We start from the raw sequence: 25,725 nt of genomic DNA on the forward strand, positions 1-25,725 counted from the left end.
GAACGCAGGTCTCGCGCAGTGTGCCGAGCCGCATGGATGCGGCGAGAGCGCCGTCAGGACATGGATGTCCGTTCGGCGCGGGCCCACGGAGCGAGACCGGAGTGAAGGAACCCCGAGGAACGAGGGGCCAAACCGAGAGCAAGCACCCTTGGTTACTTGGGGTGCTTTTCCAAGTAACTCGCCGAAGGCGAAACCCGAGGCCGTTAGGCCGACGCACTCTACGCTTAGATAGATCGCCGAACAGCCAATTGCGCGCCAAACCCGATAGCCACTATCAAGACGACTGATTTCTGCTGGAAAGGCCCGGCGCGTAGCCTTGGCTTCATTCCAGAAACGAGCCGAATGGAGGCTCCCAATGAACCGTCTTCTTGCCCTCTCCCTGTTACTCTCCGCCTCCGTTCTTGCCGGTTGTGCCGCTGGCAATCATCCCGAACTGCGCCCTTACAGCGCTGAAGAAACCCACCAGCTGGCACTCGAAGATCTCAACCGTCGCGGCCTGTCCTACGACGAATTCCAGGCCCGCAAGGCGCAAATGATGGAACAGCCACAACTGCAACGCGCCCACGAGTTCGACAACCGTGGCGAATACAACGCCGAAGTCAGCGTCGCTTCGAAAGCACGTCAGGGTTAAGTCGATAGGCTTACAACGCCAGTTTCAAATGACCGCCCGCTTCGTTGTGACGCGCCTGGGTCCGGTGTTGAAGGCCCAGTAAAAAGTGATCCAGGCCGTCATGCAGTCGCTGGGTCAGCAGTTCATCCAGATCACCGCCCAACGCGTTCTCGCCGTAGCTGATCTGGCTGTCGATGGCGAACACCCCGTGCAGCACTTCTTGGCATTTCAGCGCCGACAGCACCGGTTTCAGCGCGTAATCCACCGCCAGCATGTGCGCAATGCTCCCACCCGTGGCGATCGGCAAGACCACTTTGCCGTGCAATGAACGCTCCGGGAGCAGGTCGAGCAGCGTTTTCAACGCCCCCGAAAACGACGCCTTATACACCGGCGTGCCGATCAGCAAGCCATCTGCCTTCGCCACTGCGTCGATGAAAGCCACCACCTGTGGGCTGTCGAATCGGGCGTAGAGCAAATCCTCGGCGGCGAAATCCTGAATGCGCACACCGTTCACTTCAACGCCACGGTCCTTGAGCCAGTGCGCGGCATGTTGCAGCACCACGCCCGAGCGCGATCGGGTGGAAGGGCTACCTGAAATCGAAACTACCAACATGTGTTGTTTCCTTGGGGTCAGTCACCCGGGGTGCTTGGCACCGTGCAGGCCGCGTTCAACGCGAAGTAATGGGCGTGAAGACCCTTTGAAGGGAGTGAAGCAGCATGTGTGCCAGCCCCCTCAATCGTCCGTTGCCCCCGTGAATCCGGCGATCAGCCTCAGCTGCAATACTGCCAGACACCCCAGACTGTTGATCCAGGCGCACGTAGTTGTTGATCCGGTGTTGCCTCAGCAACACTTGCCGCTGCCAAATTCAATCCAAAAAAAATCCCCGCAGTCGGACCACTGCGAGGATTTCTCTGTTGCTCTGTTGCGCGGCTGTCAGCTTGCAGCCCCAAACGTGCCGCTTGAAGCTGCCTGCCCCATCAATTCCTGAACATCGCACCGGTCTGGATGATGTTGTTCGAACCCAGCAACTGGCTCACGTAACGGCTCCAGCGGGTGATGTTGGCCGGGCCGACAAACACCACGTCCTGGGCCGCCAGCTCGAAGCCTTTCGCCAGTGCATAACTGGTCGGCTTCTTCGCAGCGAGGTGATAAACCGTCGCCCCGTGGGTGGCGTCCTGTGCACGAATCACATACACCGCATCGCCATCGGCTGCGTCAGGGCTCAAGCCGCCAGAGGTGCCGAGCGCTTCCAGCAAGCTCACGCTGGTGGTGCTGAACGAGATCACTTGAGGGCGCTGAACTTCGCCCAGCACGTAGATCTTGTTTTTCGAGTTGCTGTTGAGGTGCAGGTAGTCGCCGTCTTTCAGAAAGATCTTGCTGATCTGCGCGTCCTTGCGGTTCAGCGAGTCAACGTCGATCACGTAATCCTTGCCGTCGCGACGCAGGGTCAGGCCGGCGAGGTTGGCGTCGGTCAAATCAAGACCGGCCTGGCTGATGGCCTGAACCAGGCTCAGCGGAATGTTGGTGATCGCTTGCGGGCCAGGGGTCTTGAACGCACCCGACAGCAGGACGCGCTGGCTGTTATAGCGCAGCACTTTGACGTCGACTTTCACCTCGGTGTACTGCGGCGCCAGACCCATGCGCAGTTGCTCGCGGATCTGCGAAACAGTCTTGCCGGCCGCCTGAATTCGGCCCACGTACGGGAAGAACACGGTGCCGTCGTTCAGCACTTCGCGGCTGTTGGCGTCCAGTTGTTCCTGGGAGCCCGGCGCGGTCAGTTCAGGGTGTTCGAAAACGGTCACCAGCAAGGCGTCGCCCGGGCCGACGACGTATTCAGGGGTCTTGTAGTTCAGCAGTTCCGGGGGCAGCGGTTTGGCCGCGGCGTCCGCCGTTTTCTGCTGCTGCGCGAGAGTGGCAGGGGTGATTTTGATCAGCGTGACCTGGGGACCGTCGGGGTCGTTATCGGTGACATCGCTGTAAGACATGTACTGACCGGGGGCGAATGCGCAGCCTTGCAACACCAGACTGGAAAGCAGCACGACCGCTAACGTTACTTTCATATGAATGTTCCTTCTAATCCTAATAGGTGCGTACTGGCACCGCAGTGATTTCTTTGCATCCCTTACTTACACCGAACATCGGATCACATTCGCTCATGCACCCGTGCACCTCCCGCCGAGCTTACTAGCCCTTGGCCATGTTTGTTGTTTTTGGCAGATTTTCTTTTTAGAAGGCGTTCTTGTTGACGAAGCCTTTGAAGAGCGTCAGCAGGATGATTTTCAGGTCCAGCCAGACCGACCAGTGCTCGATGTACTGCAGGTCGAATTCAACGCGTTTCTGCATCTTGTCCAGCGTGTCGGTCTCGCCGCGCCAGCCGTTGATCTGGGCCCAGCCGGTGATGCCCGGCTTGACCTTGTGCCGCAGCATGTAACCCGACACCTGCTTGCGGTATTGCTCGTTGTGCGCCACGGCGTGGGGGCGCGGGCCGACGACGGACATCTCGCCGCGCAGCACATTGAAGAACTGCGGCAGTTCGTCCAGCGAGGTACGGCGCAGGAACGCGCCCAGCGGCGTAATGCGGCTGTCGTTGCGCGTGGCCTGGGTCACCACCGAGCCGTTTTCCTGCACGCTCATGCTGCGGAATTTCCAGACCATGATCGGCCGCCCGTCCAGGCCGTAACGGCGTTGACGGAACAGCACCGGGCCGGGGGAAGTGAGCTTGATCGCCAGGGCGATGAGCATCAGCGGCAGGGCGATCATGGTCAGGATGATGCTCGACAGCACGATGTCTTCCAGACGCTTGACCACACTCCAGGCGCCGTCCATGGGCGAATCGAAAATGCTGATGCTCGGCAGGCCGTTGATGCTTTCGCTGCGGGCATGCAGCAACTCGAACATGAACACATCCGGGATCACATAGACCGACGCAGTGGTATCGCTCAGGCCTTTGATCAGTTCCTGCAAACGCGCCTGCGCGCCCAGTTCAAGGGTGATGTACACCTTGTCGATCTTGCCGTCGCGGGCGTCCTGGATCAGTTGATCCAGATCGCCCAGCACCGGAATGCGTCGGCCGATGCGCGCCAGGTCAATCTGCTGCGGTGCTTCGTCATAGAAGCCCAGCAGGTTCAGGCCCATCCACGGCGCGCGTTCGATGGACATCGCCAGGCGTTCGCCGCAATGGCCGGTGCCGACGATCGCCACGCGACGGGTGTTGAAACCCTGGGCGCGCAACGCGTGCAGCACGCTGCGAATCGCCAGACGATAACCACACAGCGCCACCAGCACGGCGGCAAACCAGGCCATCTGGCTGTCGTTCGCCAGATCGTCGGGCTGCAACAGCAGGTAATCGACGAACAGCAGCAGCACGAAGGCCAGGCCCCAGTAATTGGCGACCTTCAGCAGCTCGCGCACAATGCGCTCGCCACGCCACGAGCCGTACAGCTGGTTGTATTCGGCCAGCCAGTGGAAAGCCACCGCCGCCAGCAGAATCTGCATCCAGGCTTCGGAGCTCATTGGCGTGCCGGTGAGAAGGTTGACGCCGTAACCGCCGACCGCGATGACCGCCAGATCGAGCAGCCGGTGAGCGACGGACAGCGACGATGAATGGGCATGCAGGATGCCCCTTAATGGAGTACGCATAGGCTGGGCTCGCTCAGACGGATTTGATCGGAACAACGCGGGCGGAGAGGTCGCTGCTGACCAGCGTCGGCGCGATCTGCATCGGCCGGATGTGCGCAGGCTGGCGGCTTTGACGCGCAGCACTCAGGCGGGTCTCGACGAACTGGCGCATTTCCAGTTCGAAGCGGGCTTCGCTGAAGCGCTCGGCGTTAGTCCGACAGGCTTGCGCGGTGATGCGTGAACCGTTGATCTCGAACGTCTCGATGGCGGCCATCAGCGACGCCACACTCTGTTCCGGGTAGAGCACGCCGGTCGGCTGCGGATGATCCAGACCGCAGACCGTTTCCACCACGCCACCCTTGGCGAACGCGATGACCGGCGTGCCGCAGGCCTGGGCCTCCACCGGGCTGATGCCGAAATCTTCCTCGGCAGCAAACACGAACGCCTTGGCGTTGCTCATGTGTTCCTGCAGCACCGCGAACGGCTGGTAGCCCAGCAGCGTGACGTTTGGCGCGTTGGCCGCAGCGGCCTTGGCCTTGTCCATTTCCGGACCGTCGCCGATCACCACCAGACGCTTGTTCGGCATCGCCGCGAAGGCTTCGATGATCATCGGCATGCGCTTGTACGGGACCATGCGCGAGGCGGTGAAGTAGTAATCCTGCTTCTGTTCCTGCAGCGCGAAACCGAGGGTGTCCACCGGCGGATAGATCACCGTGGATTCGCGACGGTAGGCCTTGGTGATGCGCGCGCCGATGAAGTGCGAGTTGGCGATGAAGTCGTCGACGCCCGCGGCCGTGCGCTGATCCCACATGCGCATGTAATGCAGGATCATCCGCGCCACTTTGCCTTTCAGGCCGGTGCTCAGGTTCGCCTCTTTGAGGTACTGATGCTGCAGGTCCCAGGCGTAACGGATCGGCGAATGCACGTAGCTGACGTGCAACTGGTCCGGCCCGCACAGGACGCCTTTGGCCACGGCGTGACTGCTGCTGATGATCAGGTCGTAACCGGACAGGTCCAGTTGCTCGATGGCCATCGGCATCAGCGGCAGGTAGCGCTGGTATTTGGTTTTGGCCTTGGGCAGGCGCTGGATGAACGTGGTCTTCGCGACCTTGCCGCCCAGTCGGGCGCGGTCCTCGTCGCTGAGGAAATCGATGACGGAGAACAGATCCGCCTCGGGCCAGATGTTGATCAGCGATGCCAAAACCCTTTCGGCACCGGCGTATGTCACCAACCAGTCGTGGACGATTGCAATTTTCATTGGAATTCTCTGCATTAACGGCTGAGGGACGCCCGGCACGTCGAGCCAGGCTCGCGAGGGCCATCCCATGCCTTTCCATGTGCGCAGGCGCTAAATCAGACGCTGACAGGCTGCGTCTCGGCTTTGCGGTTATTGAGGCGTTTTCCGAGCTGGATGAACGGGTGTTCGATGTAGCGGAAGCACAAATGGGCAGCGCCCAGGGTCAGGACCGTCGCGACCAGCGCCACCAGCAGGCCGGGTGCGTCGGTGCCGCGCAGCAGAAATTCGCTGAGCATGCCCATCGACGGGTGCAGCAGGTACAGCGAGTAACTCACTGCGCCCAGCCAGACCAGCGCCGGGTGGTTCAGGCGCACGCTGCGGGTCAGCAGCACGAAGCTGACGATGGCCACGGCGTAGGTGAAGCAGTAACGGCCCCAGGTTTCGCCGGTGCCCATGTCCTTGCTGTACGCCATGATCAGCGTCGGCGGCAACAGCACGGCGAAGGCCACGAACAGCATCTTCAGGTTCCGCGTCAGCGCCGGGCTGTGTTCAGCCAGCAACCACTGACGCCACACCGAGCCGAAGAACATCAGCGACAACGCCAGGGGCAGCGCCACCGGCAGTTTGTGTTCGGTCAGCGCGCGGGCAACGCTCATCGCCAGCGCGGCGAGCAGAAACACCAGCGAACAGCGCGCCCGGAAGGCCAGGTCGTACAGCTTGCCGGCGATGAACAACGCCAGGCACAGGCCGTAGAACACCAGTTCGATGAACAGCGTCCAGTACAGGCCGACCACGTCGTCGAAGCCCAGTGCCGCCTGCACCATCGTCAGGTTGGCGACGATCTGCGGCCAGGACGGCAGCGGCGCGCCGGTCAACTGCAGCATCAGCACAAACAGCAGCAGTGACAGCCAGTAGGCCGGGTACAAGCGCATGAAGCGTGAGATCAGAAAGCGTCGAGCGCCGTCCGGCACCGGCTTTAGGCTGTAGGGGATCACCACGCCGCTGATCATGAAAAACCACAGCACCCCCAATTTGCCCGGGTCGATCAGGTAATCCAGCACCCAGACGTGACCGATGACCGGTGCATACAAATGGGTGAAGACCACCATCAAGGCGGCGATGCCGCGCAATGCGTCGAGATAGGCAAGGCGTTTCATGGCAGGGCCTCAGTTGCTGGAAGATTCGCGACCCAGTGCATCGCTGCCCTGGCTGCTGCGCCGGTCTCTGGCCGGACTCTGCAGCGCGTCGATGCGTTGGGAAACCTGTCGTGCCGACTCTTCCCAGGAGAACCGCGCCACGTTGTTCAGCCCCCGTCGGCGCAGGGACTGGCGCAGCGGCATGTCCGTCAGAATGCGTTCCATGGCGGCGGCCATGTGGTCAATGTCCAGCGGGTCGAAATACAGCGCGCTGGCCTGCAGCACTTCGGGAATCGACGCCGCGTTCGCCGCCAGCACCGGGCAACCACAGGCCTGGGCTTCCAGGGGCGGAATGCCGAAGCCTTCATACAGCGACGGAAACACAAAGGCCGTTGCGCCCTGGTACTGGCTGATCAGTTCGTCGTCGCTCAGGCGCCCCAGAAAGCGGATGCGCGGGTCACGACTGGCCAGACGTTGCAGGTTGTCGTCGCTGAAGATCCCGCTGGCGCCACCGACGATGCGCAGTTGCAGATCATCGTGGCCGCGCAGCAGCAGAAACGCCTGAATCATCCGGCTGAAATTCTTGTGCGCACTGGGCGAAGACACCGCCAGCAGGTAGTCCTGTTGCTCTTTAAGGGGCGGGCCCGGTTGAAACGCACCGCTGACGGCATTGGGCACCACGAAGATTTTCTTCTCCGGAAATCTGTAGAACTGCGAGATTTCTCCCTTGGAGAAGGCGCTCACCGTCAGCAGCGACTTGATCCGCGACAGCATGATCGGCGTCATGGTCCGGTAGAGCAGGCGAAACGTGCGTGTGTAGCTTTCCGGGTGACGCACATAGGTGACGTCGTGGTGGGTCGCGATCTGATTGCCGTACAACAGCGGCGCGGTGCTGCACAGGGAAATCAGCAGCGGGTTGCCCTGACGGCGCAGGTACAGGGGCAGGTCCAGTTGTTCCCACAGGTGGCCGCTGTGACTGCCGATGCATTGCACGTCGAGGGCCTTGGCGCTTTCGTGCATCTGAATGCCGTGGGGAGCAACAAACACCACGTCGTCGCGCAGTTGCTTGAGGGCCAGGCAGATCTGTTCGGCGAAGCGTTGAACGCCCCGCAGTTCCTGGGTCAGAAAACGTGCATTGATCACAATCATTGTGGTCGACCTGTAGAAGAGATAAAGGGGTCGTGCGCAGGAGCCGTCAGCGCCCTGAATGAAGGGGCGCTCTAAAGGCGGACCGGAATAAAAAAGGCAGAATTCAGGGCAAGGCAAACAGTGCCGGGCGTGTGCCCAGGCTTATTATTTTCGGGAAGTCATCGATCGGCACTTGCGCCGAGCAACGCCCGTCGTTGCAGTTCCACGGGATACCGCTGTCGACCAGGCCGCGTTGCGGCTGGCGGGTGTCGATGTATTGCACGTTGCCGCGCAGCACGCTGCTGGCGTCGACCTTGATCGAACGCGGCAGCCCGGCGGTCCAGGCGACCATGATCTGCTCCGAACCCTTGGCGAACCGCAGCAGGTATTGCGAGTCGATTTCTCGACTCTTTTCAGCGTCGTAACGGAATTGATGCAGCGTCGGGCTGATGGCCTTCAGCGTCAGGTAGGCCTGCTTGATGCTCAGGTCCTGATTGAGCAGGCCGAAGTTCTGCTCCGGATCAGTGCCGTCGGGGCCGTCGTTGAGCAGGCCGTTCCACCACATGCCCTTGACGTTGGGCATCGTCTGCGCCAGGAAGAAACTGCGTGCCAGAAACGCCGCCTGGGTCTTCTCATCACCGCCGCAGCGCCCATCGTTGCTGGGCCAGCCCATTTCGGTGAGGTACAGCGGCACCGGGCCGTTGTTGCGGTTCTTGTCCTTCAGGTCCTCGCTGATCCGCCGCAGCCAGGCAATCCAGTTTTCCGGGGTGTTGCGCTCATCCGAACGGCAATACACATACGGATGAAGCGACAACCCGTCGACATGGTTGAGCACGCCCGATTCCACCAGCCGATCGGCAAACCCCAGGTCCATCCCCTGACTGGTGACGGCGCCGGCCAGAATCACCATCGGCCGCTGGTTGGCGCGAATGCGCTGGGCGGTTTGTTCGATGAGCAGGCTGTAGTCCCTGGCGAACCCCGGATCGACCGGGTTTTCCTTGTCCCACTCATTCCAGATCTCGTAGAAGTCCACGCTGTCGGTGAGCTGGCGGGTGACGAAGCTGGCGTAGTTGCCGTAAGCGTCGCGCACCGAGGGTTTCCGCGGTTTGGCGTAGTTCTCGTAAAACGGGTTGCCGTAGCCCAGCACCAACAGTGGTCGCAATCGGTGTTCCTGGGCGGCGCTCAGGAACGACTGCCACGAAGGCTCGATCTTCAATAACCCTCGTCGGGGCTCGGCGCTGGACCAGTAGGCATCGTCGCGCACCGAGTCGACTCCCGCCGCTTTCAGCAGTTGGAACGCGCGGACGGAGGTGCCGGGTTTGTTCATCAAGTGCGTGTCGACGCCGATGATGAATGCTTCGTCCGCTCGCGTGATGCAGCTTATCAACAAGCCCAGCAACAGGACCGCCGAGGGTCGTCGTAACCGGGTCAGGTAAGGGATGAGCATGGCTTGTCTCAGTGAAGAGGCACGGTCCGGAGCGCTTGCTCAGGTAGGTCTCGGGCCGTCGGTGGTAATGTCGGCATCGCTTGCAGGCATGCCGATGTGTTCAGACCGGGTGGGGCAGGGCATGCCGGTTGCGCTGGGCGGTGTCGTCCAGCAACGTCTGGGCAAAAATGCTTTGGTAACTGTCGAGCATCAACTCCAGGTTCAGTAACGACGCCACGCTGACCCGCGCCTGGCCGCTCAGACGCGCCAGCAGTTCCGGGTTCTGGTGCAAGCGCAACATCGCCTGGCCCAGGGAGTCGGGGTCCTGCGGGTCACACAGCAAACCGTTGAGCGGGTCCTGAATGATTTCCGGCAAACCGCCCATGCGGCTGGCAATCACCGGCACCGAGTGAGCGCAGGCTTCAACGGCGACCATGCCGAACGGCTCGTTCCACAGCGAAGGCACCACGGCGACGTCGATCTGGCGGTAGAACGCTTCAGGCTTCTGGTAACCGACGAAGCTGATCTTCGACGAGTTCGCCAGCGCCTTGAACGTGGCTTCGTCATCCGTCTGGCCACGCCCTGCAATCTGCAGCGTGGCGTCGAAGGGCAGTCGCTGAAATTGCTCGATTAGCCAGGCCACGCCTTTCTGATGGGACAGCGTGCCCATGTAGCCGAAGCGCAACGGCGCTTTTTTCGTCGCCAGATCCGCTTGCCGCCGCTGATGGGGCGAGGCGGTGGGCGGCGTGAACGGGCTGGCGTTGTGCACGACGTACGGGCTGGCGGCGCTGAAGTAACCGCGCTGCTGCAGCTTGTCCAGAATGAAGCGGCTGACCCCAACCACCGCCGCGACCTGGGCCGAGCGTGCGTCGTGGCCCTTGCGAAAGGTCTGGCAACTGCCGCATTGCTGCTGGCAGCACTGGCCGCGCTTGAACATGTTGCTGCTCGGGCACATCAGGTACATGTCATGCAGCACCTGCACGATCGGCAGTTTTGCAGCGGTGATCTCGTCCCAGACGGACACCGACCAGCCGGCCAGGTTGTGGCAGACCACCAGTTGCGGCTGCTCGCTGCCGATGACCTGTTTCACGTAGCTGCGCATCGCGCCGTTGTAGCGGTCGCGCAGATGCCAGCCCAGGCGCGCCAGACGGCCAGGCCGCTGCGCACCGAAATGCCAGTAGAAGTTACGCAGGCCGGCGCGGTAGACCTTGACGCCGTTCACCGCTTCGACGCTCAGGCCCGCGTCGGGACCGGTCACCAGCACGCTGACTTCACAGCCGCGCTGCTGCAGGCCTTCGACGGTACGCTGAAGAATGATTTCCGCGCCGCCTCCAATGTGAGGGGCATACAGGCTGCTGATGAACAGTATTTTCATAGTGGATACGACTGATTCAGACCCAGTACCCCGGACTCACCGTCACGGATGGCTTGTTCGATCAGGCCAAGGCGCTCCTCGGCACCGCGTCGCTTGGCGATCAGCCGCAGCAGGCGGAAGAACACCCAGCGGTTGAGGCCGTACAGCAGCGACGAATTGGCCCAGATGTTTTTGTCGAACCAGGCCTGATTGCGCGCGCCGTAGTAGGCGCGCAAGTCCGAGCCACCGAGCAGGAAGCTCTCGTAGATGTTGTTGGTGCGTGCCTTGATGTTCCACGAGCTTTCCAGGTCGTCGAGCAAGGCGTCCGGCACCAGAAAGATCCGGCCACCACCGGCGGTGATGCGAAAGGTGTATTCGCTGTCGTCGGCGTAGAGCATCAACGCGTCCAGCGGCAGGCCGATGCGGCGATACAGATTGCGGTGGGCGAGCAGGCCGCCGTACGTGGCGAACGGCAATTGCACCATCGGCAGTTTGCGGTGCGGGCTTTGCGGCGCGCCCCACGGCAGCCGGCGCCAGATCTTGTAGGGCAGCTGTGCGATGTGAAAACCGAAGAAACTCGAACGGCGCTGAATGGCGAAGCGGTTCGGCACGCCGGCGGCGATGTCCGCCTGATGGGTGGGCCGAAAGCCCAGCACGGCGGCCTTGTCTTCGCCGTCGACGCGTTTACGTTCTTCGAGCACCTGATGCAGCGTGGCGATGGCGTTGATGGTCGGCGCGTTGTCGTCGTCCATCAGCCAGATGTGTTCGGCCCCGGCATCCAGTGCGGCCTGAATCCCCACCGAATAGCCCCGCGCGGAACCGGTGTTCTCGTGCATGTAGATCACGCTGACCTGATTCGGCCAGGTGCGGCGCAGGTTATCCAGCGGTGCGGTGGACGCGTTGCTGACGATGATCACGCGATCGATCAGCGGGCTTTCCAGCGAGCGGCTGACCAGCGTGTGCAGGTAGTTGAAACGATCACCATAGGTGAGCGTCACCAGTGTGGTTTTCTGGGTCATGGCGAGTTCCGGGCGAAGGGGGGTCAAGAGGCTGAAAGCATCAGCCCCGTGGGATTCAGGATGTGTGGGTCAGAATGTGTGGATCAGTACGGAAAACGCTAACGGCTCACGCCTGCGCTTGCATCCGCGACAGGCTGCTGACCGGCAGGGTGACCTTCTGCTCACGTTGCAGCAGATTGAGCAGAATCACCGCACGCTCATCACCGTCGGCGGCGAGGAAGATCGCTTCGACGTCGTTGAAGCCCTCGGCCGTGATCCGCACCGTTTCCCCTTCTTGAAAGGTGACCCTGGCCGGCGGCGCCAGCAGGCGCTGGCGGATTTGCTCGATCAACGCATCCTGCACCGGAACCGGCATGCCGCCGAAGGTGACGATGCGCGCCACGCCTCGGGTCGAGCGGATCGGGTACCAGTTGTCGCTGGCCTGGTCCATGTGGATGAAGAGGTAGCCGGGGAACAGCTCTTCTTCGGCCGGTGCCCGTGAGCCGCGTTTTTTCTCGCCGTGCTTGACCGGGCGGTAGCACTCGAACTGCTGACGTTGCAGGTGCTCTGCCGCACGGGCTTCCTGGCGGGGTTTGGTCTGGATCAGGTACCAGCGCGCGGAGCCACAGGCGCTATTGACGACTTCAGACATACACTTCACTCCACTGCGATCCGGTGCGACCCGGTCAGGACAACGTCAGGTTTTTGCGCCAGCCCGTGCATCATGCCTGGCCGGGCGCTGGATGGATTCTTGTCCAGCCCGTATTCGGTCAACATCTGCTGCACCTGCTCGACGCAGTTGAACATCAGCACATCGATGATCGACAGATTGGCGACGAAAGGTTGCCGGAACTGCCGGTACACCACGGGGTTCATCCGGAAGAACCGCACCAGCAAGCCGTTGCGGGCGAAGTGATCACGGTCATAGATGACCGATCCGCCTTCCGGGGTGATGAACGTCGTGGCTTCAAACGTGTGAGCGATGCGGATAATGCGCTCCTGCTTGTCCGCAGCGCTACCCAATATCAGGTCCGAGCTGCGCAGGATCGGCGTCACGATGTGCAGATAAGCACAGATTTCACGGATTGCGTGTTCGGCATACAGCGCGATGTTCTGCTGCGGGAAACGGATCAACCGCTCCAGCAAGGGCATGACCTGCGCGAAACAGGGCGCCTCTCTATAACTCTCGGCCAGCAGATCGATCAGCCGCGGCGCCTCATCGCTGAAATGATCACACAGTTGGCGCTGATTGATCTGCAACTGAAAGCGGTCTTTCTTCAACGGAAAGCTGATCAGCTTCGCTTCGTCGTTATGCAGGATGCGGTTGCGATTGACCCAGCCGGACCGAACATACTGCAGATCGTCTCCCAGGACGAAGACGTCTGCGGCAGCAATGAGCTGAAAGTAACCCAGGTACGGGAACAGATAGGGCTGCATCACTGCAAGGGTCCTGGCCATGTGTGTCTCCTTGGCGTGCATGTCGATTTACTTGCGGACCGTGGTGTAGTCGTAACCGTAAGCGGCGCAGTCGTAGTCGGCGGTGGACGCCTTGCGCAGGACACCGTTGAAGATCGCACCCTTGATCAGAATGCCGTTGTGCATCAGGCGGCGTTTGCACGCTTCGATTTCCTTGGCGGTGCTCAGGCCGAAGCGGGTCACCAGCAGGCAGGTGCCGGACTGGCGGCCGACCAGCGTGGCATCGGTCACGGCCAGAATCGGCGGGGTGTCGATGATCACCAGGTCATACAGCGGCGACAGCTCGCTGATCATTTTGTTGAAGTTGTCGTGCATCAACAGCTCGGACGGATTCGGCGCCGCGTAACCGCAGGAGATGAAATCCAGGTTGCGCACTTCGGTGTGGTTGATGACTTCCTTGCTGCCCAGACGCGCAGCGAGGGTGTCCGACAAACCGTGCTTGGGCGTCAGGTTGAACATCTTGTGCAGGTAGCCTTTGCGCATGTCGGCGTCGATCAGCAACACGCGTTTGCCGGTCTGGGCAATGATCACCGCCAGGTTGCTGGAGACGAACGACTTGCCCACGCCCGGCGTCGGGCTGGAAATCATCAGCACGTTGTTGCGGGCTTCGAGCATGGCGAAGTGCAGGCTGGTGCGCAGGCTGCGCAACGCTTCGATCGCCAGCTCCGTCGGCGCGCTGACGCTCAGCAGGCGTGGCTCCTTGCTCGCCGAACGGCTCTGGGCGGCCTTTTCCATGCGCTCCTGCAGTCGCGAATACGGCAGCGAGGCGTACACCGGCATGCCGAGGTTTTCGATGACTTCCGGGTTGTCCACGCCGCGATAGAACGCCTGGCGTACAAACACGGTGGCAACGGCCAGCAGCAGGCCGATCAGGGCGGCGACCAGCACGATGATTTTGCGCATCGGCTTGACCGGCTCTTCGACGTTGGCGTCGGCGTTGTCGATGATGCGGACGTTGCCGATGCTGCCGGCGCGCAGAATGTCCTGCTCCTGGCTCTTGTCCAGCAACAGGGTGTAGGTCTGCGAGGTGACCTGCATGTCACGGTTCAGACGCAGCAACTCTTGTTGCGTGGCCGGCAGGGCTTCGATCTTCTTCAGCAGCGCGGCTTTCTGGGATTCAACCTGGCCGATCTGAGTCATCAGGGCGCGGTAGGTCGGATGCTCCGGCGTGTACAGACGCTCGACGTCGACACGCTTCATTTTCAGGTCCGACAGGGTGCCTTCCAGCTTGACCACCTGATCCAGAACCGATTTGGTTTCAACGCTCAGGTCAACCGACTTGGCGCCCATCTGGAAGTTGTTGAGCGCGATTTCCGACTGTTCCAGCTGCTTGCGCACGGCAGGCAATTGCGAACGCAGGAATTCCAGACGCTGGGCGGCTTCAGCTGAACTGCGCTCGACATTCTGGCGCACATACAGGCGGCTGACTTCGTTGAGGATGCGCTTGGCCAGTGCCGGGTCCGGGTCCTGAATCGACAGGTAGACGATCCCGGAATCCTTGCCCGCTTCCATGATTTTCAGACGGTCCTGATAATCCAGCGCAGCGGTCAGGGTGCGTTGACGCACGACGGTGAACTCGGTACCCGGACGTGCATTGAGCGCAGCCACCTGGAGGGTGATGCCGCTGCCTTCGACGGTCTGACCGACTGGGCCGCTGAGCAGTTTGTTGCGGTCTTCGTCATACAAGGTGAAGGTGCCAGGCTTGCCCGCCACCATGGTCATCTTTTCGCCCAGCAGTGCGTCCGGCACTTCCAGCTGGAAGATGTCGATTTTCTCGCCGCCCCAGGCGTAGCTGTTCAGGCCGAACATCGGATCGGCCAGCGCGCCTTCACGCTCCGGCTTGAACCGACGCGCCATGTAGCTGCCCAGCCCCGGGATGTATTTGGGCTTCTGCACGATGTACAGCTTGAGGTCATCAACGACCTTGCCCAGCACTGCGCGGGATTTGATCAGCTCGATTTCGGTGGTCGCCTGGGAAACCGACAGCGGCTTGCTGGAGACTTCGGTGCGGCCCTCGATGCCCACTTTGCGCGGCTCGATCTGAATCATCGCGTTGGCCTGGAAGATCGGCGTGGCGAGAATGGCGTAGGTGGCGCCGAGCAGGACGCAGATGCCGACAATCGACGCAATCAATCCTTTGTGATCGAAAAGTGTGCGCAAGATAGTCGCCAAATCGATCCGGGAGTCCTGGACCTCGTCCAGAGAAGTACGGTTCATAGCGGTCATTTATCTTGGATCTCCTGACTGAAGATAAGGAAGCCAGTCGTCGACACAACGCGAAAGCTGCTCGTAGGTCTGTTCAAAGGCTAGTTTCGGGCGCCGATAGGGATCGGCGATTTCCAGCGCTTGTTGCCATTTGCCAATCAGAAACGTCTTGCCGCGTACCTCGGGGGCCAGCTTGAGGACGCTCTGGGTCTGACGATGCTCCATGACCAGAATCAGCTCTGCTTCGTGGAGCATCTGCCGATCGATCTGACGGCTTCGATGTTTGTGGGCGAGGACGCCGTTGACCTGCAGCACAGCCTGGGCCAGCGGATCGATAGTGGAACTGAGCATGGCGTGGGTGCCGGCCGACGAGATCTGGATGCGCGCGTTCGGCACGCGTTGTCGGAACAGGGCTTCGGCCATGGGGCTGCGACAGATATTGCCGACGCAGACCACCAGTACGTTATTGAACATGACCTTTGCTGAGGGTCGTCATCAGTCTTTTGCTGATGTTGGAGCTGAAGTTCTGCCCGACCGCCAGGAGCGTCTGCATCTTGCGTTTCGGAGTGATCGCCGACAGCGAGTACTCGACCAGCTCCATCAGGAAATGCTCATAGAGTTCCTGATGGCCGAGCCGGTTGTAGTAGTTGGCCAGGGCGCCCGAGGTCTGCAGCGCCATGTGCAATTTGCGTTTGTTGGAGCGCATGGAAAACACGCCGCCCGGGTGCAACCGGTACATGGCCGGCTTGACCTCACCCATGAATTTGCCCTTGCCGTAGGCACCGAGCAGCGACCACCAGACCAGATCGTTGAGCGGCGCGGCACGCAGTTCGGGCGGCAACGAATCGAAAACGTTGCGGAACACCGTGGTCAGCGTCGACACCGGCCGCGCTTTCTGCAGCTCTAGCGCCGTGGCATCCCCGCGCAGCTTGCCTTGCAGCTGAATCGGGTATTGGCCGCTGATGTCGAAGGGGATCGCGTCGTGGTAGGTCAGCACGTAATCCGGGTTGTTCTCGAGAAAATCCACCTGTATCTGCAGCTTGCGCGGGTCAGTCCAGTAATCGTCGCCCTCGCAGTAGGCGATGTAGCGGCCCCGGGCTTCGCCGAACAGACCCGGCACCGGCGGGTTGTTCTGCGAGTACTGATTCGTCTCGTGATAGAAGGGGCGGATCAGCGTCGGGAAGCGTTTGACGTAATCGGCAATGATGCGAGCGGTGCCGTCTGTGGAGGCATCGTCGTTCACCAGGATTTCGAAGGCGAACGTGGTTTGCTGCATCAGAAAGCCTTCCAGCGTCTGCGCGACGTAGGCTTCCTGGTTGTAGGCTGGACAGACGATGCTGACCAAGGGCGCGGCGGACGGCGAAGAGCTCGTCTTATTGCTAATAGCATCCATGGCTTGGGTACTCGGAGTTAAACACTGGGTTTGCTGAACAGAACGGAAATCTTCATCACCAGCGGCTTGTAGCTGGCGGCCACAATCAGCAGCGTGAGCAGGCCGCAGACGGCCAGACCCAGAAAGACGCCGATGCGGTTGTCACTGGCGATCAGGCGCAGCAAAGGCTCGGTGATCGCCAGACCCACGCCGGTCATCACGCTGATGCGGATGATGTCGCGCAGCCATTGGCTGTGAATGCCCGGAGCCAAACGTTGGTGGACGATGACCGGCCAGATGGCGAAGGACACCACCCGCAACACGAACCAGGCAATCGCCGCGCCGTAAGCGCCATAGCCGCGAATCGCCAGAAACATCACCGGCACGGTGATCAGCGCCGAAACAATGCTGTACCAGACATGCAGGTGCATGCGCCCGTAGGCGTACTGCAGATAAAACTGGAATGCGCTGACTGCCATGATGGCGCTGCCCAGCGAGTACCACGGCAGAATCGTCCGGCTCCACTCGGCGGCAGCGCGGTCGCCCGACCAGGCAAACACCATCTCGTCGGCGTGCAGCGCGATCAGTGCCGCGAGGGGAAACAGGAACGTGCACACAAATCGGTTGGCCGCCAGGTACAGCTGATGCATGTCATCCCGTCGCCCTTCGGCCATCAACACCGTGAGACGCGGCAGTAGCGTCTGCGCCAGCGGGTTGGAGAGCATCATGATCCCGGTGGTGATCAGTGCCACCAGCGAGAAATAACCGTATTCATTAAGTGGCAGCAGCTCGGACAGCAGCACCTTGTCGATCTGGGTCAGCACGATCCACAGCACCGCGGTGCCGGACATGCTGGCCGCGAACGGGATGATCGGCTTGACCAGATCCCAGTCGAAACCGGTCAGCGGCGACGGCCTCGGCATCTGTTGATAGGCACGGGCGGCGAAGATCAACGCTTCGATCAAGCCAACCAGCGCCTGGAATTCGAAGAAGTGCACCGGGTCGTTGGAGATCGTGCTCACCAGCAGCAGCCCGCCGAAGTAGCGCAGCGTGGCGATGATCACGTTGGCGATGTTCAGCCATGCATGCTGCTCAAGGCCTTGAATCCCGCTTTTATAGAGCGTCGAAAACAAGCGCAGGGCGATGACGATGCCCATCAGCGCGATGCACTGCACCACGGTCTGCGTCGACAGCTCCTGGGCATTGAGCCAGTGAACGGCAATCCACTCGCTGCCGGCATACATTGCCACGCAGCAGAAACCCGCCAGTGGCAGGAAGATGATCTCGAACGAACGCAGCAGGCGACCGGTGTAGCGGTCCAGTCCGTCGCTGCCTTGTCGATGCGCCACCGCCCTGACCAGACTCGGCGACAACCCTGCGTCCAGCAATTGCAGCCAGGCTTGCAGCACCGAGAAGAACCCGATAAGCCCATATGCCTCGGCGCCCATGTGGCCGAGGTAGAACGGCATGATCAGGATCCCCACGAGCAGCGTGTAGGCCTGGCCTGCATAGCTCAACGCAGTGTTGCGTATGACTGAGCGCTTGGTTGGCATCGAAAGTCCTTCCGGCGAATCTAGGTGAATGGCGCGATGGCGTTACATGACCTGCGCGAGGGACGGCACACGGTACGGCGAGTGGGCGGTGCGGGTTTCGGCGATCACCGTCTGAATGACGCGGTCCTGATCGTCGCGCAGCAGGCCCGGGTAAATCGGCAGGCACAACACGCGCTCGCTCAGTGAACGCGAGGCGGTTTGTGCCGCTTGCGGCTGCAGGTATTCAAGGGTGTCCAGCGACGGATAGAAGTAGCGGCGCGGGTTGATCCCGTTGGTGTTCAGCGCCGAACGCAAACGCAGCAGTTGTTGTTCGTCGCGCAGGGCGATCGGGTAATAGCTGTGGTTGAGTTCGCTGTTGCTTTCCGGCCGCTGCAGGTCGACGTAATCGCCCAGGCGGGTGGTGTAGCGGTCAGCGATTTCAGCGCGTTCCTGAAGAATGTTCTCGATGTCGTCGAGAATGCACAGGCCCATCGCGGCGGAGAATTCGTTGAGCTTGGCGTTGATGCCGATGCCGTCGATCTTGTCGACGTCAACGATGCCGAAGTTGCACAGCAGGTGAACCCGGCGCGCTGTTTCGTCATCGTTGGTGATAATCGCGCCGCCTTCGATGGTGTGAAACAGCTTGGTGGCGTGAAAACTCAGTGTGCTGACGTCGCCCCAGTTGAGCACCGACTGGCCGGCGTGACGCACGGCGAAGGCATGGGCGCCGTCGTACACGACTTTCAGATTGCGCCGACGGGCGATTTCTTCGATGCGTTCAACGGCGCACGGGTTGCCGAAGACGTGGGTGCCGACAATGGCGGTGGTGTCGGAGACGATGCGGCTCTCGATGTGGTCGGGCGAAATATTCCAGGTCTGCGCGTCGATGTCGGCGAAGATCGGGCGAATGCCTTCCCACTGCAGCGAACTGCTGGTGGCGACAAAGCTGAACGGCGTGGTCACTGCGCTGCCGCTCAGGCCCAGTGCTCGATAGGCGACCTGTAGGGCGAGGGTGCCGTTGTTGGTAAGAATGACGTGCTTGACGCCCAGGTAGTCTTTCAGGCGTTGTTCGAGCTCGCACACCAGCGGCCCGTGGTTGGTCAGCCAGCCGCGCGCATAAATGCCCTCGACGTAGCCCTTGAACTTGTCGATATCGCCCAGGTAAGTCTTGGTGACGTTGATCATCGAATTCTCCATTTCAGATGCAAAGCTTTTGAAAAATGCTTTCTGGGCAGTGATGCGGTTGCGCCGGTCTGAGGCCAGGCCGCCAACGCCAGGTTCGAGGGAAATCAATTGGGGGTGGATGCCGGCGGCGGGCTGCCTGCTTTGCTACTCATCCGTCGCGCACGGCCCTGATTGATTTTCAGGATCAACCGGGTGGCCAGGCTGCCTGCATGGGGGTCGCCGAAGTGGAAGAGCGCGGTGGCGCGCTTCACGTCCGGTCTGCAGGCCTGATTGGCGTGCAGGCTGCGATAGCCCCAGAAGAAATAAACGCTGCCGGGCTCCAGGCGCAGGACATACGGCTTGAGCCAGTTGCGCTGCATGCCCTTGATGATCCAGCCGCGGGTGATCTTGTTCTGCAGCAGGGCCTTCTCGATCACGTTGAACAGCACCCATGAGCGCACCCGGCGGATATTCGGAAACAGCATCAGATCGCCGCGTCCTTCGCCTTCACTGGGGATGAACACCGGGATCAGTGCGGTCACCAGGCTGGCGTCGTAGTGGAAACTGTTGGATTCGCGCTTGCCCTGATTGCCCTGCACGCAGCGCAGCACCGGGAAAATGCGGTCACTGGCAGCGTCGCGGCGGGCTGCATGCTTGTAGAGGCGACCGAGCAGCGTCTTGAAACGCGGGTCGGACCAGTAACTCGCCAGCAGGCTTTCGCTCAGTGCCGCTTCACCGTGGTAGGCAAAGTATTCGCCCTGGTGTTTCTGCGCCTGTTCGTCAGTCCAGGCCCGCAACTGCTGCAGGTCCGTGTCAGGCACGGCCGCGTTCAGTTTTGCAAAGCCGTTGGTATCGATTTCGTCAGCCAGTCGCTGAACCAGCTGCTCATCCATGTCGAAAGATAAAGGCATTGCATCAGGCCCTCGTAGAGAGTGAGGAGTGCAGGGCAGCGGAGTGAATTGTGCTTCAGGCACGCTACCGCCCGAATCTGCAGATCCTGCCGTTGTACTAATTAGGCGTGCATTCAAACGGTGACTTCATTCAGCACTGGCTGACAAAAGCGTTGGGCAAAGCTACCGCCCCACCGAGCACATTCAGTAATTCGAAAAAACCTTTCTTTGAACCAAAAACTGCCCACCGGCGCAGATTTCACACCGTTTGAATCGTCAACTTTTTGGGCAGTCTCAGGGTAATTAAGTCGGAATGCTCTCGGCGCACGGCTCTAGGGCCGCACTGCAAAAACGGGAAAACATTGGACGTGCCTATATATCGGCGGAGGCAGAGTTTCTGTCAAATTATTTCGCCATCATTCTGTTAATTTTTTGATAAGCGGATCGTTGGCATGCCTAAGTGATTGATTTTAAACAGAGTCAATAAAACATCACTGCCCTGTCGTGGTGCGCGACGCTTTTTAGGCACTGCCGGAGACCCCCTGTTTGGCTATTGAAAATTACCGGGAAGACGTTTTTCCAACGTCAGAACTTGGGCGCGTATGGGGGTAACGGTTTTATGGCGCTCGATTATTGAATCCCGTCATATACGCGTACTTGTGCGCAGGGCAACTAATCAAGTGAGAGGTAAGTTTGTAATTAAGCGATCACAGTGGTGTTGCGGTTTTATAGATAGAACTGTGTTCGGTTATATATACATCGATGTGGGTGAGGTGGTTGATATGACCGAAGACTTCATCAGTGCGCCATGCAGTGGCCCCGGCGCGTCATTACTGCGGCCAAGGGTGGATGCGGCGCTGCGGTTGCTCAGCCTTGATCGCTGCTCCATTATCCGGGTCTGCGACGCAAACAATTCGGGTCACCAGGAGATTCAATGAATACGCAGTCGAAAACCACTGGAGTGGCGATGCAACGCCTCGCGCAGGCGCGCGCCCTGATGAGCCGTGAGGGCATCGACGCCTGGCTGGTGCCGTCGGCCGACCCTCATCTCTCTGAATATCTGCCGGGTTACTGGCAAGGGCGGCAGTGGCTGTCCGGCTTCCACGGTTCCGTCGGCACCTTGATCATCACCCAGGACTTCGCCGGCCTCTGGGCAGACAGCCGTTACTGGGAGCAGGCGAGCAAGGAGCTGGCAGGCAGCGGCATCGAGTTGGTCAAGCTGCAGCCCGGCCAGACCGGCCCACTTGAATGGCTCGCCGACCAGGCCAAGGCGGATTCCGTCGTCGCGGTGGATGGCGCGGTGTTGGCCGTGGCGTCGTCGCGCACGCTGGCTGCCAATCTGTACGAAAAAGGCGCGCGCCTTCGCACCGACCTCGACCCTCTGACGGAGTTGTGGAACGACCGCCCTGCGTTGCCGGCCCAGGCAATCTATGAGCACGCCGCGCCCCACGCCACCGAAAGCCGCACGGACAAACTCACTCGATTGCGCACGGTGATGGCCGAGCGCGGCGCGGAGTGGCATTTTCTCGCCACCCTGGACGACATCGCCTGGCTGTTTAATCTGCGTGGCGCCGACGTCTCCTACAACCCGGTGTTCATCTCCTTCGCCCTGATCGGCCCGCACAGCATCAACCTGTTTGTCGCATCAGAGAAAGTCGACGCCGGACTGCGCAGCACCCTGGAGCAAGACGGCATCACCCTGCATGAATACACCCGCATCGGCACTGCGCTGCGCAACGTGCCCAAGGACGCGCGGTTGCTGGTGGATCCGGCGCGGGTCACCTGTGGCCTGCTGGACTATCTCGACAGCGAAGTGACGTTGGTCGAAGGCTTGAACCCGACGACCCTGTTCAAATCGCAGAAAAGCGCTGCTGATACCCGGCACATCCGCCAGGCGATGGAGCAGGACGGCGCGGCGCTGTGCGAATTCTTCGCCTGGCTGGATTCAGCGCTGGGCAAAGAGCCCGTCAGCGAGCTGACCATCGACGAGAAACTCAGCGCGGCGCGGGCCCGTCGGCCGGGCTACGTGTCCCAGAGTTTCGCCACCATTGCCGGCTTCAACGGTAACGGGGCGATGCCTCACTACCGCGCCACCGAAGGAGAGCACGCGCAAATTGAGGGGGACGGCTTGCTGCTGATCGACTCCGGCGGCCAATACCTGGGCGGCACGACCGATATCACCCGCATGGTGCCCATCGGCACGCCGACCGCTGAACAGAAGCGTGACTGCACGCGCGTTCTGAAGGGCGTCATCGCGTTGTCCCGTGCGCACTTTCCGCGCGGCATTCTTTCGCCGCTGCTCGACTCCATCGCTCGCGCCCCGATCTGGGCCGAGGGCGTCAACTACGGTCATGGCACCGGTCACGGCGTCGGCTATTTCCTGAACGTGCACGAAGGCCCGCAGGTGATTGCCTATCAAGCCGCCGCCACGCCGCAAACCGCGATGCAGCCGGGGATGATCACGTCGATCGAGCCGGGGACGTATCGGCCGGGGCAGTGGGGTGTGCGCATTGAAAACCTGGTGATCAATCAGGAGGCGGGCAAGACCGAGTTCGGCGAGTTTCTCAAGTTCGAGACCCTCACGCTCTGTCCGATAGACACGCGCTGCCTTGAAATCGGCCTGCTGACCCAAGACGAGCGTGAATGGCTGAACGAATACCACGCCCAGGTCAGGCAGCGCCTCAGTCCACTCGTGGAGGGCGCCGCGTTGGCCTGGCTGGAAGGTAGGACAGCGGCGGTTTGACCCTGAACGCCACCGTCCTCTTTGGCGGTGGCATTACAGGCAGGTTATTCGGTTAGCGCTTCCCGGACGAAATCGAGTCGGTCCTGACCGAAATAGAGCTCGTCGTCGACGAACATGCTCGGGGCACCAAACACGCCTCGTGCAACGGCTTCTTCGGTATTGATTTTCAGCTGGTCCTTGACGCTGGGGTTGCTGACCCAGCCAAGGATTTCTGCCGGATCAAAGCCAGACCTTGTGAGGGCCGCTGACAACACCCCAGGGTCGTTCAAGTCCAGCGCTTCTACCCATATCGCCCTGAAAGTGATTTCCAGCAATTCAATGAACCGTTGCGGCTGGAGCATCTGCGCAGCAGTCAACGCGCGCATCAGGCTGAGCGTGTTGATCGGGAAGTGAGGGTTGAAGGTGAGGGGAACCTGATAGCGCTTGGCGAAGCGTGCCAGATCATTGATGGAGTAACGCGCTTTGGCAGGCACGTCGTTGGGCGACGCATTGCCTGTCGCCTTGAACACTGCGCCCAGCAAGATGGGCCGGTAGATCAGGGTCGCTGACGTCTCGTCGCAGATCCTCCGCAACTGGGTGTAGGCCAGGTAACTGGTCGGGCTGCCCACATCGAAGTAAAACTCCACGCTTCGGCTCATCATTGCATTCCTTCTTCTTATATAGATGCGGGCGTGCGCCCATGTGATTCGCTGACGCAGGGGCTTACCAGCGTTCGTTCCAGGGGCGCAGGTCCAGCTCGAACGTCCATGCGTCCCGGGGCTGGCTGTGCAGATACCAGTAATTTTCTGCGATGTGTTCAGGGTCGAGAATGCCGTCCTCATCCTTGAGCGCGTAGCGTTCGGGAAACTGAGTGCGGATGAAATCAGTATCGATCGCGCCGTCCACCACCACGTGAGCCACATGGATGTTCATCGGCCCCAGTTCACGGGCCATGCTTTGCGCCAGTGCCCGTAGCCCGTGCTTGGCGCCGGCGAAGGCTGCAAAATGGGCAGCGCCGCGCAGGCCTGCAGTCGCCCCGGTAAACAGAAGGGTGCCGCGTTTGCGTTTGACCATACGAAGGGCGACCTCCCGGGCGTTCAGAAATCCGGAGAAGCACGCCATCTCCCAAATCTTGAAGTACTTGCGCGCCGTCTCTTTGAGAATGCTGCAGGGCACGTTGGCGCCGATATTGAAAACGAAGGCCTCGATCGGGCCGATCTCAGTCTCGATCTGCTCAATCAGCGCCACCACGTCATCTTCCTTGCGCGCGTCCGAGGCGAACCCGTGAGCTTCGCCGCCGCTCTGCCGAATCGAGTCAACTAAGGGCTGAAGTTTGTCGGCGCTCCTGCGAGTGACACACGCCACGTAACCCTCCCGGGCGAAGCGTCTGGCAATCGCGCCTCCTGTCGCGTCGCCTGCACCCACAACCAGAACGACCTTCTTGTTATTCAATGTAATGGTCATCACGATACCTTTATTAAACGATCGTTTACTTAACGGACGTTATGCTAGGGTCGCGAGAGCGTCAAGGCACTTACTTAAGTAAAAGGGGGGGGAAACAATGCGCTACTCGGTCGACCATAAAGAGCAAACCCGGCGCGCCATGCTCGACAGCAGCGCCGCTCTGGTGAAGGAGAAAGGCTTCGCGCCTATGGGGGTGGACAGTCTGATGAAAGCCGTCGGGCTCACCGGAGGAGCTTTCTATAGTCACTTCTCTTCGAAGGATGCGTTGTTTCAGGCGGTGGTTGAGCGCGAGTTGACCCGCAGCCTGGCGTTACTCGGTGGCGATGAGTCGCTGACCAGGGACCGAATCAAGCAGTGCCTGCGGCATTACCTGACACTGGCGCATGTACAGAATCCTGCGGGTGGATGTGTCATTCCTGCATTGGGCGCCGAAATTGCCCGCGCAGAAGGACCGGCTCGTCTGCGCGCCGAGCACTGGTTGTGCGAATTACAAAAGGCATGGGCTGAAGTGCTGGGGGACGAAGATCTGGCGTGGGCAGCCATTGCTCAGTGCGTTGGTGCTCTGACGGTCGCGCGAATGATGGCGACGCCCGAGCTCCAGCAACGCGTGGTGGACGCCAGCCATGACCTGCTGTGTCAGCAGGTGGATGCGCTGTCGGTAGCCGACTAGGGGTTAGTCGGCTTCTTGCAGATGATGATCATGCTGCGGCTGGTATAGCCGGCCGGATTCAGACCGAGCGGATAGCCCCCCGTGTCTTCGGCGCCGTCACCGGACTTGGCGATCACACGATACTGCTTGGATACGCAGGAGTTGGTCGCCATGTCATAGCACTGCTCCCACGAGGACGACAGGCCCGAGCAATTGATGTGGATGCCGCGTTTACCCATGACCGGTTTAGACGTCGCTGCGCATCCAGCGACCGCCAATGCTGCCAGTGCCATTAAAAAGTACTTCATTCATATCCTTACCTGACCAACACGTTGCGGTCAGTGACTATCCAGAATTCGCATGCTGCCACCAACGGTCACGTCCATGTGGAGGGGCGGCACCATGTCAAGGCGCGCCGGCTAAACATCGCTCAATAGTGAGACAAATGCCAGTGACATCGTGTATCACGCCGATGGCTGTGCGAGCGGCTGCTTCCTGGATCCCTATAAAGAGCGGTTAAAGAAGCGCACGCTCCTATAAGAACCCATGGATAGCGGTCTGTTAAGCAGCAAAGGCGCCAAATATCAGTGATTGTTCTGTCTGTTGAAATAAGTGCTTGACGCCCCTCTGGATCTGTCTATAATTCGCCCCACTTCCGGCGCAGACGAAACGGAAAACTCCTTGATAATCAACGAGTTGGACGAAGTAAGCAGCGAGGAATGCTTCGGTTCAGATGCTTGAAT

At 60.6% G+C, this 25,725-nt stretch carries 23 protein-coding genes; 3 read left to right on the forward strand and 20 right to left on the reverse strand.

Features of this window, described 5'->3' with window-relative positions; genetic code table 11:
* Window positions 1–355: 355 nt before the first annotated feature.
* On the forward strand, window positions 356–631 hold the full coding sequence (locus QMX88_RS22555; RefSeq protein WP_192174019.1) for a hypothetical protein: 276 nt from the start codon (window positions 356–358) through the stop codon (window positions 629–631).
* Window positions 632–641: 10 nt separating this feature from the next.
* Here QMX88_RS22555 and ssuE read toward each other — a convergent pair whose 3' ends face one another.
* From ssuE to QMX88_RS22640, 17 genes are all read right to left on the reverse strand, one after another.
* On the reverse strand, window positions 642–1,223 hold the full coding sequence (gene ssuE / locus QMX88_RS22560) for an NADPH-dependent FMN reductase (protein ID WP_282372442.1): 582 nt from the start codon (window positions 1,221–1,223) through the stop codon (window positions 642–644).
* A gap of 365 nt (window positions 1,224–1,588) precedes the next feature.
* Entirely contained in the window at window positions 1,589–2,671 is a 1,083-nt protein-coding gene (locus QMX88_RS22565; protein ID WP_282372443.1) for a polysaccharide biosynthesis/export family protein, read from the reverse strand.
* Window positions 2,672–2,837: 166 nt separating this feature from the next.
* Complete coding sequence (locus tag QMX88_RS22570) at window positions 2,838–4,250, reverse strand: undecaprenyl-phosphate glucose phosphotransferase (protein ID WP_282372444.1); 1,413 nt, start codon at window positions 4,248–4,250, stop codon at window positions 2,838–2,840.
* Between the two features lie 13 nt (window positions 4,251–4,263).
* Window positions 4,264–5,487 (reverse strand): glycosyltransferase family 4 protein, encoded by a 1,224-nt coding sequence (locus tag QMX88_RS22575; RefSeq protein ID WP_192174015.1) that lies wholly within the window; start codon window positions 5,485–5,487, stop codon window positions 4,264–4,266.
* Between the two features lie 95 nt (window positions 5,488–5,582).
* Window positions 5,583–6,623 (reverse strand): acyltransferase family protein, encoded by a 1,041-nt coding sequence (locus tag QMX88_RS22580; RefSeq protein ID WP_282372445.1) that lies wholly within the window; start codon window positions 6,621–6,623, stop codon window positions 5,583–5,585.
* Window positions 6,624–6,632: 9 nt separating this feature from the next.
* Window positions 6,633–7,751 carry a glycosyltransferase family 4 protein gene (locus tag QMX88_RS22585; RefSeq protein ID WP_192174013.1) on the reverse strand — a complete coding sequence of 373 codons (1,119 nt, stop codon included), beginning with the start codon at window positions 7,749–7,751 and terminating at the stop codon, window positions 6,633–6,635.
* A 103-nt stretch (window positions 7,752–7,854) separates the two neighbouring features.
* Window positions 7,855–9,177, reverse strand: coding sequence for a hypothetical protein (locus tag QMX88_RS22590; RefSeq protein WP_192174012.1), 1,323 nt, complete (start codon window positions 9,175–9,177; stop codon window positions 7,855–7,857).
* A 100-nt stretch (window positions 9,178–9,277) separates the two neighbouring features.
* The gene (locus QMX88_RS22595; protein ID WP_282372449.1) at window positions 9,278–10,531 is read right to left on the reverse strand and encodes a glycosyltransferase family 4 protein; all 1,254 of its coding nucleotides are present in this window, start codon (window positions 10,529–10,531) and stop codon (window positions 9,278–9,280) included.
* The gene (locus QMX88_RS22600; RefSeq protein ID WP_192174010.1) at window positions 10,528–11,529 is read right to left on the reverse strand and encodes a glycosyltransferase; all 1,002 of its coding nucleotides are present in this window, start codon (window positions 11,527–11,529) and stop codon (window positions 10,528–10,530) included. The genes QMX88_RS22595 and QMX88_RS22600 overlap by 4 nt, the downstream gene beginning before the upstream one ends.
* Before the next feature lie 106 nt (window positions 11,530–11,635).
* Window positions 11,636–12,160: a transcription/translation regulatory transformer protein RfaH gene (gene rfaH / locus QMX88_RS22605; RefSeq protein WP_192174009.1), complete on the reverse strand. Its 525-nt coding sequence runs from the start codon at window positions 12,158–12,160 to the stop codon at window positions 11,636–11,638.
* A gap of 5 nt (window positions 12,161–12,165) precedes the next feature.
* Entirely contained in the window at window positions 12,166–12,966 is an 801-nt protein-coding gene (locus QMX88_RS22610) for a WbqC family protein (RefSeq protein WP_282372452.1), read from the reverse strand.
* Window positions 12,967–12,993: 27 nt separating this feature from the next.
* A complete protein-coding gene (locus QMX88_RS22615) occupies window positions 12,994–15,210 on the reverse strand; it encodes a polysaccharide biosynthesis tyrosine autokinase (protein WP_282372453.1) in 2,217 nt (738 codons plus the stop codon).
* Window positions 15,211–15,663, reverse strand: coding sequence for a low molecular weight protein-tyrosine-phosphatase (locus tag QMX88_RS22620; RefSeq protein ID WP_192174006.1), 453 nt, complete (start codon window positions 15,661–15,663; stop codon window positions 15,211–15,213).
* Window positions 15,653–16,582 (reverse strand): glycosyltransferase family 2 protein, encoded by a 930-nt coding sequence (locus QMX88_RS22625; RefSeq protein ID WP_192174005.1) that lies wholly within the window; start codon window positions 16,580–16,582, stop codon window positions 15,653–15,655. The genes QMX88_RS22620 and QMX88_RS22625 overlap by 11 nt, the downstream gene beginning before the upstream one ends.
* Before the next feature lie 17 nt (window positions 16,583–16,599).
* Window positions 16,600–18,114 (reverse strand): lipopolysaccharide biosynthesis protein, encoded by a 1,515-nt coding sequence (locus tag QMX88_RS22630; RefSeq protein ID WP_282372456.1) that lies wholly within the window; start codon window positions 18,112–18,114, stop codon window positions 16,600–16,602.
* A 42-nt stretch (window positions 18,115–18,156) separates the two neighbouring features.
* A complete protein-coding gene (locus tag QMX88_RS22635; protein ID WP_282372457.1) occupies window positions 18,157–19,278 on the reverse strand; it encodes a DegT/DnrJ/EryC1/StrS family aminotransferase in 1,122 nt (373 codons plus the stop codon).
* Between the two features lie 104 nt (window positions 19,279–19,382).
* A complete protein-coding gene (locus QMX88_RS22640) occupies window positions 19,383–20,168 on the reverse strand; it encodes a hypothetical protein (RefSeq protein ID WP_282372458.1) in 786 nt (261 codons plus the stop codon).
* A 913-nt stretch (window positions 20,169–21,081) separates the two neighbouring features.
* Between QMX88_RS22640 and QMX88_RS22645 the strand changes: the two genes are divergently transcribed.
* Window positions 21,082–22,890: an aminopeptidase P family protein gene (locus QMX88_RS22645; protein WP_282372459.1), complete on the forward strand. Its 1,809-nt coding sequence runs from the start codon at window positions 21,082–21,084 to the stop codon at window positions 22,888–22,890.
* Window positions 22,891–22,934: 44 nt separating this feature from the next.
* Here QMX88_RS22645 and QMX88_RS22650 read toward each other — a convergent pair whose 3' ends face one another.
* On the reverse strand, window positions 22,935–23,528 hold the full coding sequence (locus QMX88_RS22650) for a 2-hydroxychromene-2-carboxylate isomerase (RefSeq protein WP_282372460.1): 594 nt from the start codon (window positions 23,526–23,528) through the stop codon (window positions 22,935–22,937).
* A gap of 64 nt (window positions 23,529–23,592) precedes the next feature.
* A complete protein-coding gene (locus QMX88_RS22655) occupies window positions 23,593–24,333 on the reverse strand; it encodes an SDR family oxidoreductase (protein WP_282372461.1) in 741 nt (246 codons plus the stop codon).
* A gap of 97 nt (window positions 24,334–24,430) precedes the next feature.
* On the opposite strand from QMX88_RS22655, the gene QMX88_RS22660 reads away from it, so the two are divergent.
* On the forward strand, window positions 24,431–25,003 hold the full coding sequence (locus QMX88_RS22660; protein WP_282372462.1) for a TetR/AcrR family transcriptional regulator: 573 nt from the start codon (window positions 24,431–24,433) through the stop codon (window positions 25,001–25,003).
* Here QMX88_RS22660 and QMX88_RS22665 read toward each other — a convergent pair.
* Window positions 25,000–25,290 carry a hypothetical protein gene (locus QMX88_RS22665; protein ID WP_192173997.1) on the reverse strand — a complete coding sequence of 97 codons (291 nt, stop codon included), beginning with the start codon at window positions 25,288–25,290 and terminating at the stop codon, window positions 25,000–25,002. The two genes, QMX88_RS22660 and QMX88_RS22665, sit on opposite strands and share 4 nt — an antisense overlap.
* Window positions 25,291–25,725 lie beyond the last annotated feature (435 nt).

This window comes from Pseudomonas sp. PS02290 (assembly GCF_029960075.1).
Classification (GTDB): domain Bacteria; phylum Pseudomonadota; class Gammaproteobacteria; order Pseudomonadales; family Pseudomonadaceae; genus Aquipseudomonas.

What these genes read in the sequence shown, in the direction of transcription:
- QMX88_RS22555 (WP_192174019.1), top strand. Translation starts at nt 356, where the DNA reads ATGAACCGTCTTCTTGCCCTCTCCCTGTTACTCTCCGCCTCCGTTCTT.
- ssuE (WP_282372442.1), bottom strand. Translation starts at nt 1,223, where the DNA reads ATGTTGGTAGTTTCGATTTCAGGTAGCCCTTCCACCCGATCGCGCTCG.
- QMX88_RS22565 (WP_282372443.1), bottom strand. Translation starts at nt 2,671, where the DNA reads ATGAAAGTAACGTTAGCGGTCGTGCTGCTTTCCAGTCTGGTGTTGCAA.
- QMX88_RS22570 (WP_282372444.1), bottom strand. Translation starts at nt 4,250, where the DNA reads ATGCGTACTCCATTAAGGGGCATCCTGCATGCCCATTCATCGTCGCTG.
- QMX88_RS22575 (WP_192174015.1), bottom strand. Translation starts at nt 5,487, where the DNA reads ATGAAAATTGCAATCGTCCACGACTGGTTGGTGACATACGCCGGTGCC.
- QMX88_RS22580 (WP_282372445.1), bottom strand. Translation starts at nt 6,623, where the DNA reads ATGAAACGCCTTGCCTATCTCGACGCATTGCGCGGCATCGCCGCCTTG.
- QMX88_RS22585 (WP_192174013.1), bottom strand. Translation starts at nt 7,751, where the DNA reads ATGATTGTGATCAATGCACGTTTTCTGACCCAGGAACTGCGGGGCGTT.
- QMX88_RS22590 (WP_192174012.1), bottom strand. Translation starts at nt 9,177, where the DNA reads ATGCTCATCCCTTACCTGACCCGGTTACGACGACCCTCGGCGGTCCTG.
- QMX88_RS22595 (WP_282372449.1), bottom strand. Translation starts at nt 10,531, where the DNA reads ATGAAAATACTGTTCATCAGCAGCCTGTATGCCCCTCACATTGGAGGC.
- QMX88_RS22600 (WP_192174010.1), bottom strand. Translation starts at nt 11,529, where the DNA reads ATGACCCAGAAAACCACACTGGTGACGCTCACCTATGGTGATCGTTTC.
- rfaH (WP_192174009.1), bottom strand. Translation starts at nt 12,160, where the DNA reads ATGTCTGAAGTCGTCAATAGCGCCTGTGGCTCCGCGCGCTGGTACCTG.
- QMX88_RS22610 (WP_282372452.1), bottom strand. Translation starts at nt 12,966, where the DNA reads ATGGCCAGGACCCTTGCAGTGATGCAGCCCTATCTGTTCCCGTACCTG.
- QMX88_RS22615 (WP_282372453.1), bottom strand. Translation starts at nt 15,210, where the DNA reads ATGACCGCTATGAACCGTACTTCTCTGGACGAGGTCCAGGACTCCCGG.
- QMX88_RS22620 (WP_192174006.1), bottom strand. Translation starts at nt 15,663, where the DNA reads ATGTTCAATAACGTACTGGTGGTCTGCGTCGGCAATATCTGTCGCAGC.
- QMX88_RS22625 (WP_192174005.1), bottom strand. Translation starts at nt 16,582, where the DNA reads ATGGATGCTATTAGCAATAAGACGAGCTCTTCGCCGTCCGCCGCGCCC.
- QMX88_RS22630 (WP_282372456.1), bottom strand. Translation starts at nt 18,114, where the DNA reads ATGCCAACCAAGCGCTCAGTCATACGCAACACTGCGTTGAGCTATGCA.
- QMX88_RS22635 (WP_282372457.1), bottom strand. Translation starts at nt 19,278, where the DNA reads ATGATCAACGTCACCAAGACTTACCTGGGCGATATCGACAAGTTCAAG.
- QMX88_RS22640 (WP_282372458.1), bottom strand. Translation starts at nt 20,168, where the DNA reads ATGCCTTTATCTTTCGACATGGATGAGCAGCTGGTTCAGCGACTGGCT.
- QMX88_RS22645 (WP_282372459.1), top strand. Translation starts at nt 21,082, where the DNA reads ATGAATACGCAGTCGAAAACCACTGGAGTGGCGATGCAACGCCTCGCG.
- QMX88_RS22650 (WP_282372460.1), bottom strand. Translation starts at nt 23,528, where the DNA reads ATGAGCCGAAGCGTGGAGTTTTACTTCGATGTGGGCAGCCCGACCAGT.
- QMX88_RS22655 (WP_282372461.1), bottom strand. Translation starts at nt 24,333, where the DNA reads ATGACCATTACATTGAATAACAAGAAGGTCGTTCTGGTTGTGGGTGCA.
- QMX88_RS22660 (WP_282372462.1), top strand. Translation starts at nt 24,431, where the DNA reads ATGCGCTACTCGGTCGACCATAAAGAGCAAACCCGGCGCGCCATGCTC.
- QMX88_RS22665 (WP_192173997.1), bottom strand. Translation starts at nt 25,290, where the DNA reads ATGAAGTACTTTTTAATGGCACTGGCAGCATTGGCGGTCGCTGGATGC.